Raw genomic sequence first — 13,685 nt, 5'->3', positions numbered from 1 at the left:
CAATTCCTTCCGTTAAATTAGCCAGGGAGCGGTTACATCAGGGTTTATACCGTATTTGGCAATAGCCACATCCACTTTGGCGGCATCGAATTGCCCCAAGTCTGCCAAGCTCTTTAGCGCTGCAATCGTGACATGATAGCGGTCTACCTCAAAAAACCGGCGCAGATTTTCGCGCGTATCGGAACGGCCGAAACCGTCGGTACCCAGTACCGTATAAGGGGCGGCAATAAGACCGCGAATCTGTTCGGCAAAAGCGCGGGTGTAATCGCTGGCGGCGATCACCGGGCCTTGCGCATCGGCAAGACAATGCGTGACATGCGGCTTCTTGGGCGTTTCGGTAGGATGCAGACGATTCCAGCGCTCGCAGAATTGACCGTTTCTGGCCAATTCGGTAAAGCTGGTGCAGCTCCATAGATCGGCTTCAACGCCCCAGTCGTTGCGCAGCAATTCGGCAGCCGCTTCGACTTCACGGAAAATCGTTCCTGAGCCCAATAACTGCACGCGCGGCACTTTCTTTTTAGCGCCTTTCTTGAAGCTGTACATGCCTTTGAGTATGTCCAGCTCTGCGCCTTTAGGCATCGCAGGATGGGCATAATTTTCGTTCATCACGGTGATGTAATAGAACACATCTTCCTGCTCGACATACATGCGTCGCAAACCGTCTTGAATGATCACCGCCAGTTCATAGGCATAAGTCGGATCGTAGGACACGCAGTTAGGTACGGTGGCCGACATCAAATGGCTGTGTCCGTCTTCATGTTGCAGACCTTCGCCATTCAGCGTGGTTCTGCCCGCCGTGCCGCCCATTAAAAAGCCGCGGGTGCGTTGATCGGCAGCCGCCCAGATTAAATCGCCAACCCGTTGGAAACCGAACATCGAGTAGTAAATAAAAAACGGGATCATCGGCACGTTATGGGTTGAATACGAGGTACCCGCCGCAATCCAGTCGCACAATCCGCCCGCTTCATTGATGCCTTCCTGCATGACTTGACCGTGTTTATCTTCCTTGTAGAACATCAGCTGATCGGCATCTTGCGGGGTATACAACTGCCCAACCTGCGACCAGATGCCCAGTTGCCGGAACATGCCTTCCATACCGAAAGTTCTCGATTCGTCGGGAACGATCGGCACGATGCGTTTGCCGATATTACTGTCTTTAGTCAGAATGTTAAGCAGGCGCACAAAAGCCATGGTGGTGGAAATTTCCCGACCTTCGCCGCTGGCTTCCAGCAATGGTTTGAAATCGCTCAATACCGGCACATCCAACGCATAAGATTTGGCCCTTCTGGAGGGCAAATGGCCGCCCAGTTCGCTACGGCGCTTCTTCATGTAGGCCAGTTCTTTCGAACCTTCGGGAAAGCTGAGATAAGGCAGGTTGTTCAGTTCTTCATCAGTCACCGGCAACGCATAACGACTGCGAAAGTTGCTCAATGAACTGGGACTCATTTTTTTCTGTTGATGAGAGATATTCTGGGCTTCTCCCGATTCGCCCATGCCGTAACCTTTAATGGTTTTAGCCAGAATAACGGTGGGTTGCCCCTGATGATGCACCGCTGCATGGAAAGCGGCAAAAACCTTAACCGAATCATGTCCGCCGCGATTAAGTTCATAGATGTCGCGATCCGACCAATCGGAAACCATCGCTTTCAATTCAGGGGTATTAAAGAAATGTTCGCGCACATAAGCGCCGTCTTTAGCTTTAAACGTTTGATAATCGCCGTCGACACAGGACATCATACGAGCCGCCAACAGCCCGTCTTTATCGCGAGCCAGCAACGCATCCCAGCGCTGCCCCCAAACCAGCTTGATCACATTCCAACCGGCGCCGCGGAACTCGCTTTCCAGTTCCTGAATAATCTTGCCGTTGCCGCGCACCGGTCCGTCGAGGCGTTGCAGATTGCAGTTGATCACAAAAATAAGATTGTCGAGTTTTTCCCGTCCGGCCATGCCGATCGCGCCCAAGGATTCGGGCTCGTCAGTTTCGCCGTCACCGAGAAAACTCCAAACCTTACGTTCTGAAGTATCGGCAAATCCCCGATCCTGTAAATAGCGCATAAAACGCGCTTGGTAAATGGCCATAATCGGCCCAAGACCCATGGAAACGGTCGGGAACTGCCAGAAATCCGGCATCAGCCAGGGATGGGGATAAGACGGCAAGCCATTGCCGTTCACTTCCTGGCGAAAGTTATCCATCTGTTCCAGCGTCAATCGTCCCAGCAAAAACGCGCGGGCATAATCACCCGGCGTTAAGTGGCCTTGAGTATAAATCAGATCGCCGTCATGCTGATCGGAAGCCGCATGCCAGAAATGGTTATAACCCACGTCATATAAAGTAGCCGCCGAAGCAAAACTGGCAATGTGTCCGCCGACATTAGTGTGCTTATTCGCCCTTAACACCATCATCATCGCATTCCAGCGCACATAAGCGCGAATACGGTGCTCTATATCGATGTCACCGGGAAACTGCGCCTGTTGATCAACGGGAATAGTATTGATATAGGCGGTATTGGCGCTGAAAGGGATATCGAATCCGGCATGCCGGGTGACCTCAACCAACCGTTCGATCAGGAAGTGTACTCGCTCACTGCCGTCGTGTTCCAACACGGCTTGCAGCGCTTCCATCCACTCCCTGGTTTCTGCTGGATCGATGTCATTCTGTCCGGTGATTTTTGAGATTAAACTATTGGTCATTGATTGATCCTGTTACGGCGGATATGCATGGATTAAAAATGTAGGTTGAGTTTTACCCATAGGGCACAAGAGCGTAGCATCGGCAATAGCTTCCTGCATTGCTCTATCTCCTGCATTCCCCACATGAACTTGGGGAATGCAGATATTGCAGGAGCAAATAGCTGTCCATGCAGTCGTAACCCGATATTTTACTGAAATAGTGAAAGCAAGGCCAGAAATGCTCTAATTATTGCGCATATTATAAACAATGCGAGGGGGGCAATGCATCCGTTTTAGTCATCTTGATGCTGAAAGCAGATGACGAATGCAAATTTTACTGATCGGATGTTTGTTTTTTTGCGATACGGCGGTTTATTATAGGTAACACTGCATCAAACCAGAGCAGACCGACTTTCCCCCCAAACCACTCACCTTACCTAATAAACCATGGATCTTATATTAACGATTAAAACCATCATTCTGGGCATTGTTGAGGGCCTGACCGAATTTTTGCCGGTTTCCAGTACCGGACACTTAATTCTGGTTGGCGACTTGCTGAACTTTAATGATGACAAGGGTAAATTATTTGAAATTGTTATTCAGGTCGGCGCTATCCTGGCGGTGTGCTGGGAATATCGCTCAAAAATCACTGCCGTTATCATAGGACTGCCCAGTCAGAAGTCGGCGCAAAAATTCGCCTTTAACCTGATGATTGCCTTCATACCGTTGGCGAGCCTCGGTTTACTGTTCGGCAAATACATCAAAGCCGTGTTATTCAAGCCCATTCCCGTGGCCCTGGCGTTTATCGTCGGTGCTTTCGTCATTATTTGGGCGGAAAAGCGGGAACATAATATCCGTATCCACGAAGTCGAGGATTTGAGCCCATTGGATGCGTTAAAACTCGGTATCGCACAGGCTTTCGCGTTGATTCCGGGAACTTCGCGCTCCGGCGCAACCATCATCGGCGGTTTGTTATTCGGACTGTCGCGCAAAGCCGCAACCGAATTCTCGTTTTTTCTGGCGATTCCCACGCTGATCGTCGCCAGTATTTACGATTTGTATAAGCATCGCGATTTATTGGACCTGGCAACCGACGCCCCCTATTTTGCCGCAGGCCTGGTCGCCGCATTCCTCAGCGCGCTATTAGCCATCAAGGCATTATTGCGTTACATCAGCCACCATGACTTCATCATTTTCGCCTGGTACCGCATCGTCTTCGGCTTGCTTGTTATTGCCACGTCATACAGCGGCCTGGTGCAATGGACCGTCGATTAATATCGGTTATTCAAATAAAGGTAGCCTTCCGGCCAAATTTACGGCCAACGCAATCGATTCATTAATGTGACAGAACGCCATTACTTGATTCATTCAACAACGCCATGATCAATCCAGCGCCTCTGAAATTCATCTGCGGGCAACGGAGGCGAGAGATAATATCCTTGAATCTCATCGCAGCCGTAAGACTGTAACAGCGCCAGCTGGGATTCGGTTTCTACGCCTTCGGCGACAACCGTCATATTCAAAACTTGCCCAAAGGATACGATGGTCTTGATAAATGCCGCCTCGCTCGAGGCGGGGTCATTGGTATAAGCCATGATGAACGATCGGTCGATTTTAAGCGTATGGATAGGCAATTTTTGCAAATAGGATAAAGACGAATAGCCGGTGCCGAAGTCGTCCATCGCAACATGGATACCGCGTTCCCGGATTTGATGCAATCGTTCGGTCGCTTTTACGATGTCGAGCATAATCAGACCTTCGGTCACTTCCAATTCAATCCATTCGGGCTTGGTGTCGGTTTCGGCCAGAATGCGATCAAGGACGACAATAAAATCATCGGCCAGAAGTTGCAGGGGCGATAAATTGATAGCGAGCCGGAAACCTGGCAGTTGATTAACCCATACCTTGGCTTGCAAACAGGCCGTCTTCAGTATCCATTTCCCCAGCGGAATAATTAAAGCCGTTTCCTCGGCGATAGCGATGAAGCGGTCCGGCGGTATAATGCCGAAGCCGGGACGTCTCCAGCGAATCAGCGCTTCGGCGCCGGTTATTCGGCTTAAATTGCTATCGGCCTTGGGCTGGTAATAAAGCTGGAACTCTTCCCGCTCTATGGCCAAGCGCAATGCGTTTTCCAGCAATAGTCGCTGATGTGCCGCCTCGTTCATACCCTCTTCATAATACTGAAACAGGCCTCGGCCTTTCGCTTTGGCCGCGTACATAGCGGTATCCGCGTGCTTGGTCAGAGTGTAGAAGTCATTGCCGTCATCGGGAAAAATGGCGATGCCGATACTGACGCCGACGAAAACCGTGTGATCTTTAATTTGCACCGGTTTGGTCATGGCATCAATCAGTTTTCGGGCAAGCTCGGTGGCATCGGTAATGCCGGTTAAACCGGGCAGGATGATGGTAAACTCGTCTCCGCCCATACGGGCAACCGTGTCTGTTTTGCGTAAGCAGCTTTGAATACGTGTTGAGGTGATCTGCAATAAACAGTCGCCGGCCCAATGACCGAGCGTATCGTTGACGTTCTTGAAATGATCCAGATCAAGAAAAAACAAGGCGAGACGGGTATTATTACGTTCCGCCAAACAGATTTCGTGCTCAAATCGATTCTTGAACAGAGACCGGTTGGGAAGGCTGGTGAGTACATCGTAGTACGCCAACTGTTTGAGTTCCCGTTCCGTTTGTTTCTGCTGGCTGATGTCCGTGGAGATCGCCACATAATGCGTTAACTGGCCCAGCTTGTCAGCGACGGCGTTAATGCTGAGCAGCATCGGGCAGAATTCGCCGTTTTTTCGGCGATCCCAGATTTCTCCTTTCCATCCCCCCTCATCCAATAGCGATCGCCATAGACGTTTATAAAACGGCTTATCGTGCAGTTTTGATTTCAATATCCGGGGGTTTCGACCCAGCACTTCGGAACGCTCATAGCCGGTGATTGAACAGAATGCTGCATTGACCTCCATGATGGTGCCCTGCGGATCGGTGATAAAAATCGCCTCGCTGCTATTTTCGAAGACTTTGGCGCTCAATTGCAGTTGGGTCTCCCGGTTTTTCAATTCGGTGATGTTCAAGGCGGTTACAACGGCGCCTTCCAGCTTTCCCTGCTCCGAATGCAGCAAACTGCTCTTCAGCCAGTAGATGGATTTTGCGTTGTCCCTGTTTTTGCCCAGAAGCTCATGTTCACCGGCGTAGTATCCGTTAAGCCGGATGGTTTCCAACAGCACGGATCGAATCGGCCAGGGCAAACCCGGCAATTGCCCTGCAAGGTGCTGTTGTTCGAGGGGAGTCAGCAATTCGTCGATGCCGGTTCCCAGTAATTCAGCTTCGGTAAGCCCGAGTTCGCGCTCCACCGCCGTATTCAGCCGGAGAATCCGGCCTTCCGTATCAATGACGACCAGGAGATCGTCAATAGTATCCATGACGCGGTCAACAAAGCGACTTAAGGCCTGCTGCTGATGCACCTTTTCTTTGAGTTTTAGCTTTTGCTGTTCCGACTCGCAGAGCATGGCATCCATGCTTTGGGTGATAACGCGAATTTGCTTTTCCTGTTTCAGAGTGGCCAGCCGTAACTTGTCGATTTCCTCCCGCAGTTGCAGCACTGTTTCTAAACCCTCGCTGCCGGAGGTAATTTCGGTCCGGTTTTCAGCCGTTTCAAACAGACTGGTTGTATTCAGGGACACCAAAAATTGACCGTCGAGTTCTTTGACGCGAAGTTCGGAAATCTTCAAATCGATGCGTCGGCTATGCGCCGGACAAACAAGGATGTTTTCATTGAACAGCGGACAATGCGTCAGATCGCAACCTTCATGAGGGCAAAGGGCTGGGACGGCCTGAAATTCGCCCTGAAGATTGAAAATCAGAATATCGATAGGACGATGCTCGCCGGGTAACTGTACGCGGCCTTTCCAACGCGGCGGAGCAGTCGAGTCGAGGAACGTTACCGATTCGACAACGGCATCGCGAAAATTTGGATTTTGACGGCTCATTCCGACAAGAGACCTCGTATCAATTGGACGGTTTTGGGTATGGCGTGCTCGGTTTCATCGGACAAACCGGGAGAAAAGGGGTTGACGGCGGCTATTTCGACACCCACGATCAAAATATCCGGCTGCGGTTCCCTGATGACTTTAAGAGCCTCCAGCAAATACGGAATTCCCAGACCATGACCGGTGAGCTGCTCGGGTCTGTCGGCCAAGTCTTCCGGCCTTAACAGGAAAACCTCCCCGACATTCCCGAAGTTGGCCAGGGCATCGACCAGAATCGCCTGACTGCAATCCTCAAGAAACCGGAGCGCATTGAGTCCGGCAATGCCTGCATTGAACACCTCGACATCTTTCGTCCACGTCGACCGGCAGAGCTGTGCGTAAACGCGGATGCCGAAGCCGTCATCCCCGTGCAGTTCGTTACCGAAACAAACAATGTGGAGCGTACCCATAGCTTAGGGCCATACAGTGATGCGTTTGCCCGTGTCGAGTAGATGCACGGTACAGACCAGACAAGGATCATGGGAGCGGATAATATGGCCGATTTCCACCGGGTCGTCGGGATCGTCGACAGTCAAACCGATCAAACTGCTTTCCCAATGGCCGTGTCGGCCTTCGCTGTCTTTGGGCGATGCATTCCATGCGGTTGGCGTAACGACTTGATAGCGGCTAATAACGCCGTCGGTGATTTGCACCCAATGCCCCAGTGCGCCGCGCGCCGCCGTTACCAACCCAAAGCCTTCTCCGTCGGGGATTTCTTTCTCGTCGGGGGAGATCATGTGCGGGGCGTTAGGCTGTGCGGCCAGCTCGCGTAGCGTTTCGCGCATTTTATGCAACAGCCGGGCGGTACGGTGTAAGCGCGCGAACTGGCGCAGCCAGGCATTGCCCCCCTCCGCCTGATATAACGAGCGAATCAGCGGCTCGCCGTCGATTAGCGCATCTGCCAGCGGGCCGGTTTGCACGACTTTATTTTGATAGCGAGGCGCTTTGCACCAGGTATAGCGGTCGGAATGGGGTTGGTAATCAGGGATGGTTTGCCCCTGAAACGGATGGCGACCGCCTTGGTATGGCTGAAACCAGGAATAGCGTACATGTTCGGTAATTTCGGCTTGCTCGAAAGGCTCGATGTCGCCGGTATCGCCATTGAGGAAACCGGCTCTGAACAAGTGCTTGCGATGCGGGGGAAAAGTCCCGGCATCATCCGGATCGTCATAAGCGCCATAGCTGATCATATGCGGAGTGCCGAACCCCGTGTTGTGCAGGCCTATGTCGCGGCTCATCAGCGTAAACAGTCCGATGGCGCTGTCGGCATGGGCATCCTTCGCCGTCAGCCAGGTAAAGAATTCGTCGGCGGATTGTATTGCCAGCCAAGCATCCAGGTCTGTCCCGATGATGGCCTGTTCAAACCATCGGGTCAACTTGTTGAGAATGGACAGGCTGTCGATAATATGGCGAGAGCTCGCAGGCGTAGTCACACCGCCCGGCAACATATAAGACGAGTGCGGCCACTGGCCGCCAAACAGGGCGATAATTTCGACGATATGACGCGAATGTTCGAGAGCGCCGCGGTGAACCGAGCCCTTAAACGGCAGGAAAGCGGCCCGCGCTTTTTCATAAAACGGCCGATCGACGTATTTGGAATGGCAAAAATCGGCAGTAAAAAACATAAAAGATTGCCGCAGATCGCTTTGTACCGTCTCGGCCATCAAGCACAGATTGCGAATGCGAATGGCCGTGGGCGGCACAGGAATTCGCCCGATATGTTCCAGCGCAAGCACTGCGGCATTTAATTGCGCGGTGCCGCAGATGCCGCAGATGCGGGGCGTAATCACCAAAGAATCCTTGGGCTTACGGCTCATGAGGATTTGTTCGAACCCCCTATAGAGGGAGCCGATACAACGGGCATCGACGACTTTGTTGTCCTCCAGTTCCAGCTGAAAATCGAGATCGCCTTCGACCCGGTTAAGGTCGATTTGGATGGTTCGTCTGGCCATGGTTAAGTATCCATCTTCTTGTTCAGCAGCCGGTCGGGAGCCGCATCGTGGGCCAGACTTTTGTAGGCCATGTAATTGGCCCGTTCTACGCCCAACGGCAGATGTACCGGAATAGTGCCTATTTTTTCGGTGAGGAACAGGTCCTGATCCAGCGGAAAGTCGGGGGAAGTACAACCGAAACACGGCACCCCTGCCCTAGTCTTGCTGCTGCGGCCATTCCAGAGTTCGGTATTGCAAATGGCCATCGTGACCGGCCCCTGACAACCCAGATTAAAGAACATGCACCCCTTATCGCCGAACTCGGTGTCCTCTACGTCGTACTCATGATATTCGTTGCGGGTGCAGCCCTGATGCACGGTGCTATTGAAAAAGGCCTTGGGGCGGTTAAGATGATCGAGTTCCAGTGGAAGTCCGGAAGCCAGCATGGCCAAGGTTTTGGTCATCGCATTGGGGTGAGCGGGGCAACCCGAGATATTGATGACCGGCAGACCTTTGCGAGATCGCCATTCGATCGGCAATAACCCGCCCGGAGATTGCTTGTCGAACTGCAAGCCGAGACAGTCGGTCGGGTTGGGCGGCGCGGCATGGACACCGCCGTATGACGCACACGTACCCAAAGCGACTACGTATTCAGCCTTTTCGGCCAGTTCACTGACCAGGCTCATTTTGGAACGCCCACGATACGGATCGTACATGCCTGAGCCATTGGGTCCGGTGATGATGCTGCCTTCAATGCATAAAATGTCGAGGGCTTGTTGATCCGCGATAATCGCCTCGATCAACGTATCCAGTCTGCTCGTCGGTTCTATGGAAAGGGAGGGCTGCCAGAGCATCTCGATGCTGTATTCATCAATGAGTTCTTCCAGTGATGGGCTGTCCGCGCATAGAATCGACATGGTGTCGCCGCCGCAGGAACCGGTTTGTAGCCAAAGTAGTGTCGTCATAAAAATCTCAGTGATGTATCGTAGTTCATGATGGCGTTGTTGAATAAATGCGTATTCTCCAGTGAAAACCACCACCTGAATCGGTGCATGTCGCTACCGGAGGAAGCGCATTAAAATAATAAATAATTCAAAAACATACATATAAAACCATCAATCCATCGGAATCAATTTGCAAGTAAAGCACAACTGATTGATTCTCCGATAAATCAAAAAGTCCAAGGCGATCACCCTGATGTTACTACCCCGTTCAGGCGTAAAAGCAGGCTGTTATGTTACGCTCTATCTCTTTGATTGTCGTCAAATTCGCTTGTTGGGCCAAAGTGATTCATACCACGAAGTAATAATGACAAGCTCAGCCATGCGGTCTTAAACCCCATCGGCATTGAACTCCTGAAAAAACAGCCTGAAGTGTCCGTGAAGGTCGCAAGCAATCCGCTGAACCCTCTTCAAAAAGCCTTCAACCGGATCCTGAAAAAAGCAGGCCTGAACTAATGGATGGGTGCTCGCTTAGGATATGGTCAGTAATAACTTCCCGATATGGATTGAGTGAAATTTTTCCGTTCGCCCTGAGCTTGTCGAAGGGTGAGCGGGAAAATTTCGGCCTACCGCGTCAAGCCGATCATGCTTCGACAAGCTCAGCACGAACGGCTCGACGATCGAAAATAGTGGTTTCGGGAAGTTATTTTCAACCAAATCCTTAGGTAAATTTTGCTAATGCTAAAACGCCTGATCCAGAAACTTGCCGGTCTCAGCCAGTGCAGGAAGCAGATGCCGGTCCGCATAGGCCGAACCGGTAGATTCAGCCGGTCACGACCCAACCGACGGTGCTGACACATGAATGTGACTTATGTCCGTTTCACATAGGCCTCACCACAACCCTCTTCTTGGTGCCCTTCCCTCAGCCGAATACGAAGGTCTTTTTCTCCATCTTGAATCGGTCTCGACGTCCCTCCGCGCAGCTCCCGATATTACGCAATCGTGCGTATCCTGGGGAAGATGGCGCTACGCCGGAATTTCAGCCACCTCCACCATTACGCTCATTAGTGGCGATTGGTGGGTGGCGGCTATAAACGAGCCGGATACCGGCGGCACCAATTCGGGATGACGACTCACGGCTACGGCGATATGGTCGTTGCCGACAACTTGGCCGGACGTGGAGTCGAATCCTTTCCAACCGGCGCCGGGCAGGTAAACTTCCGACCAAGCATGGGTTGAGCCCTGGCCCGGCAGAAGGGTGGGCGAATACTGGTAGCCGGTGACAAAACGCGCCGCCAAGCCCAAAAAACGACAGGCATCAATGAACAAGGTTGCAAAATCACGACAGGAGCCTGCGCGTCGGGTCAATGTCGTCGCAGGCGTTTGAACGCCCGGTTCCTCCCGTTGTTGATAGGTGAATCCGCTCGCAATCGCTTTATTAATCCATTCCAGCAGAAGATAAGTTTCTACTACTTGGCCGGAGCGCCAGAATTGCCGCAACCAGGCGCTCAATGGCGGTATATCTTGATCGAAGGTCACTGACAGGTAAGGCCCCAAATCCATGCATTCTGCGGCATCGTACTGAAAGGGAAATAACACTGCATAATCGGCCACCAGAAAATTTAATGGCCGGCTATCATAGTGCTGAAGGATGAGAAGACTGTCGATCGAGAGTCGATTGTCCTGCTTAGTAAAAGTCGCCTGAGCCACGGCATTGTCGTACACGTCGCGCTGCCATTGCAGTTGGTGGGCAGGAGAGATAATCAATTCAGCCGATTCGATACGGATTTCGTGACCTTCACGGGGACGCAATAGCAATTTGTGCGGCAATAGCGTTACGCGTTCAGCGTATTGGTAAGTAGTTACATGCTTTATTTGCAGGCGGCGCATCGTTAACACTCCTGGACTAGGCGAGGTCCACATTCTAGCAATATCCTGACGCGACTAATATGTTTCAATTCGGCATTAAAAACCCGACTTTTCTATGCCTGCATTTTCGTGCGCCGGATTAGTGTCTGTCGTTTACAGGCCGACACTAATCCCCAACTCTTCGATTAGAAGTGGTAATGCGCACCCAAACCAATATATTCCACTTTATCTTTATAAAACTGACCGCTAGGAGTGAAGCCGTTATAGTATTCCACAAGAATTTGAAGCTTCCGGCCTAATACTTGTAAGTTTTCAAACTCAACGCCCGCCCTGGCTGATACATCAGTACTCCAGTTATTTTCATCATAATGTTTGATGTCAGCCGCAACGATAGGCCGCATTGATGCAAAATCCATGCGCCAAGGACTTCGAAACTCAATGCCGTATTGCGCCGACCACACTTTAAGCGCCGAAGGTTCTTTATGGAACAGACCGCCCCCGCCACCATATAAACGTACGCCATAAGGAAGTTCATAAGAGAGTTTCAGATCCACGCCTTCATAACTAAGGTTCACCCGCTCAAGTTTAGTGCGCTGTAGAAATTCATCGCCAAGATGTGAACTCTGATGATAAAGGCGGCCAAAAGCTGAAAATTGACCGGCACGCATACTTGAATAGGCTGACGCAATAAAATCGGTGTTGATAAGATCAGAGGATGAGGCATTCAAATTGAAGTCACTAAAGACCCCGGCTTGAAGTCCTGCTTCCCATTGTGCAGTGGATTGCCCGAAGTTACTGCGATAAAACGGTATAGTTTCACCGAAGCTGACAGAGGCAATATCTATCCCATCAAAATTTTTGCTTTGGTAATTGCGGTAAGCGGCCGAGAAATGAGCCCAACGCGTATCTGCCAATAATGGCTTGAATAATTGGTCCTTAGGTAGAAATCCTGTTGGCAATAGGGTCGATTCAGTTGCAGGCACTGCCTCATTACCGGAAACCTGGGCGGCGTTTGCGCCGGAACTCACACGCTGTTGGCTTGTAGATTCCGATGTCTTTACAGCATTCACTCCAGGGATTTCCCATAACAACTGTACCGCTTTGGCTCGGTCGGCAGCTTCCAGGCTACCTACCGGCAAAGTAATTACACCATCCCGTACAATTAATGGCGGCATATCAAGCTTTAAACTATGCTTCAACACACCAGCGGCATAACCGGCAATGTAAATGTCATCCTGAGCTGTAGCATAAGCAAAAGACACAGGCATCAGCATAAATGCCCAAACAGTTATAAATCGACAATAAATCATTATTATTTACTCGGTAGACTCGCATTTACAGTCAGGTCAGTTTGCACTGATTTCACATTCTTTTGGCTACCGGCCACTTCCATCGCTCTGCCGATGCTGGGTTCGGAATCAACCGTGCCGCTCAATTTCACTACGCCTTTGTCTGTAGTCACCTCGATATGGGATGTATTAAGCAAGGGATCATTTAAAATTGCCGCCTTAACCTTTGCGGTAATAACCGAGTCATCGATGTATTCTCCCGCTGTTCCGGTTTTTTCGGTTACCGACTCCTTTGTACCCTCAATTTCCTTTTTTGCTTTTTCTGTCGTTTGATCAATCTTTTGCTCAGCCTTTTCAGCCGCACTATCGATTTTTTTCCCTGCCTTTTCTGCTGAGCCTTCTTGTTGGCAACCCGCCAGTCCGAGAACAGCGGATAAACAGGCAATCACAATAACTCTATCCGCTAAAATATTTTGCCTGTATTCATTTGTCGTTTTCATGGGTTATTCCTTAAAGTATTGTGTTTTTAAAAGTGCCCCAGTGACCTAGCGACACTCCCGCTAAAGAAAAATCGCCAGAGAAAAACTTCTCTTTGGGTCAAGCGCGGTGAGCTGAAAACTCGCATCGGATTCTAACGACAAGATCAGGCGAGGTCTGTACGGTATCGTACATAAGGTCTTGAGTGGTTGCTGATTGGGACCGGTTTCAACATTCAAATCCGGCTGGTTGACATAAAAAACCCGCCTTGAACGCGGGTTTCAACAAGCCTGGGAGCCGGATGGCGGAGCACTTTGGACCGTGGTCAACGAGCGCGATGAACTCGGCAGCGATCTGGTTCCGGACGACCATTCATCTGAGGCATTGCACCCCTCCAATTGCCCATATCGTGTGATCGCGATTGACGGTGGCTTCCAGACAGGGCCTGCCCGGCGTCTGACGGAGTAATTTATTCATCGT

9 protein-coding genes are annotated in these 13,685 nt (G+C 51.0%); 1 reads left to right on the top strand and 8 read right to left on the bottom strand.

Annotated elements, in window-relative coordinates:
- Positions 1 to 12: 12 nt before the first annotated feature.
- Entirely contained in the window at positions 13 to 2,691 is a 2,679-nt protein-coding gene (aceE, locus tag METTU_RS03020) for a pyruvate dehydrogenase (acetyl-transferring), homodimeric type (protein ID WP_006889814.1), read from the bottom strand.
- Between the two features lie 426 nt (positions 2,692 to 3,117).
- Here aceE and METTU_RS03015 point away from each other — a divergent pair, with 426 nt between their 5' ends.
- Positions 3,118 to 3,945, top strand: a complete 828-nt coding sequence (locus METTU_RS03015; RefSeq protein WP_006889813.1) for an undecaprenyl-diphosphate phosphatase — start codon at positions 3,118 to 3,120, stop codon at positions 3,943 to 3,945.
- Positions 3,946 to 4,034: 89 nt separating this feature from the next.
- Here METTU_RS03015 and METTU_RS03010 read toward each other — a convergent pair whose 3' ends face one another.
- From METTU_RS03010 to METTU_RS02980, 7 genes are all read right to left on the bottom strand, one after another.
- Positions 4,035 to 6,659 carry an EAL domain-containing protein gene (locus METTU_RS03010; RefSeq protein ID WP_006889812.1) on the bottom strand — a complete coding sequence of 875 codons (2,625 nt, stop codon included), beginning with the start codon at positions 6,657 to 6,659 and terminating at the stop codon, positions 4,035 to 4,037.
- The gene (locus METTU_RS03005) at positions 6,656 to 7,108 is read right to left on the bottom strand and encodes a hydrogenase maturation protease (RefSeq protein WP_006889811.1); all 453 of its coding nucleotides are present in this window, start codon (positions 7,106 to 7,108) and stop codon (positions 6,656 to 6,658) included. Before METTU_RS03005 ends, METTU_RS03010 begins: the two co-directional genes overlap by 4 nt.
- Before the next feature lie 3 nt (positions 7,109 to 7,111).
- Entirely contained in the window at positions 7,112 to 8,650 is a 1,539-nt protein-coding gene (locus METTU_RS03000; RefSeq protein ID WP_006889810.1) for a nickel-dependent hydrogenase large subunit, read from the bottom strand.
- Between the two features lie 2 nt (positions 8,651 to 8,652).
- On the bottom strand, positions 8,653 to 9,594 hold the full coding sequence (locus METTU_RS02995; RefSeq protein ID WP_006889809.1) for an NADH-quinone oxidoreductase subunit B family protein: 942 nt from the start codon (positions 9,592 to 9,594) through the stop codon (positions 8,653 to 8,655).
- A 1,002-nt stretch (positions 9,595 to 10,596) separates the two neighbouring features.
- The gene (locus tag METTU_RS02990; protein ID WP_006889808.1) at positions 10,597 to 11,460 is read right to left on the bottom strand and encodes a transglutaminase family protein; all 864 of its coding nucleotides are present in this window, start codon (positions 11,458 to 11,460) and stop codon (positions 10,597 to 10,599) included.
- Positions 11,461 to 11,624: 164 nt separating this feature from the next.
- Positions 11,625 to 12,749, bottom strand: a complete 1,125-nt coding sequence (locus METTU_RS02985; protein WP_040579575.1) for a DUF1207 domain-containing protein — start codon at positions 12,747 to 12,749, stop codon at positions 11,625 to 11,627.
- A 2-nt stretch (positions 12,750 to 12,751) separates the two neighbouring features.
- Positions 12,752 to 13,228: a BON domain-containing protein gene (locus tag METTU_RS02980; RefSeq protein ID WP_006889806.1), complete on the bottom strand. Its 477-nt coding sequence runs from the start codon at positions 13,226 to 13,228 to the stop codon at positions 12,752 to 12,754.
- Between the last annotated feature and the right edge of the window lie 457 nt (positions 13,229 to 13,685).

This window comes from Methylobacter tundripaludum SV96 (assembly GCF_000190755.2).
GTDB classification, from domain to species: domain Bacteria; phylum Pseudomonadota; class Gammaproteobacteria; order Methylococcales; family Methylomonadaceae; genus Methylobacter_A; species Methylobacter_A tundripaludum.
The sequence above is the reverse complement of the archived record's forward strand: the minus strand, read 5'-3'. Positions and strand labels throughout refer to the sequence as shown.

What these genes read in the sequence shown, in the direction of transcription:
- METTU_RS02995 (WP_006889809.1), bottom strand. Translation starts at nt 9,594, where the DNA reads ATGACGACACTACTTTGGCTACAAACCGGTTCCTGCGGCGGCGACACC.
- METTU_RS03000 (WP_006889810.1), bottom strand. Translation starts at nt 8,650, where the DNA reads ATGGCCAGACGAACCATCCAAATCGACCTTAACCGGGTCGAAGGCGAT.
- METTU_RS02980 (WP_006889806.1), bottom strand. Translation starts at nt 13,228, where the DNA reads ATGAAAACGACAAATGAATACAGGCAAAATATTTTAGCGGATAGAGTT.
- METTU_RS02985 (WP_040579575.1), bottom strand. Translation starts at nt 12,749, where the DNA reads ATGATTTATTGTCGATTTATAACTGTTTGGGCATTTATGCTGATGCCT.
- METTU_RS03005 (WP_006889811.1), bottom strand. Translation starts at nt 7,108, where the DNA reads ATGGGTACGCTCCACATTGTTTGTTTCGGTAACGAACTGCACGGGGAT.
- METTU_RS03010 (WP_006889812.1), bottom strand. Translation starts at nt 6,659, where the DNA reads ATGAGCCGTCAAAATCCAAATTTTCGCGATGCCGTTGTCGAATCGGTA.
- aceE (WP_006889814.1), bottom strand. Translation starts at nt 2,691, where the DNA reads ATGACCAATAGTTTAATCTCAAAAATCACCGGACAGAATGACATCGAT.
- METTU_RS02990 (WP_006889808.1), bottom strand. Translation starts at nt 11,460, where the DNA reads ATGCGCCGCCTGCAAATAAAGCATGTAACTACTTACCAATACGCTGAA.
- METTU_RS03015 (WP_006889813.1), top strand. Translation starts at nt 3,118, where the DNA reads ATGGATCTTATATTAACGATTAAAACCATCATTCTGGGCATTGTTGAG.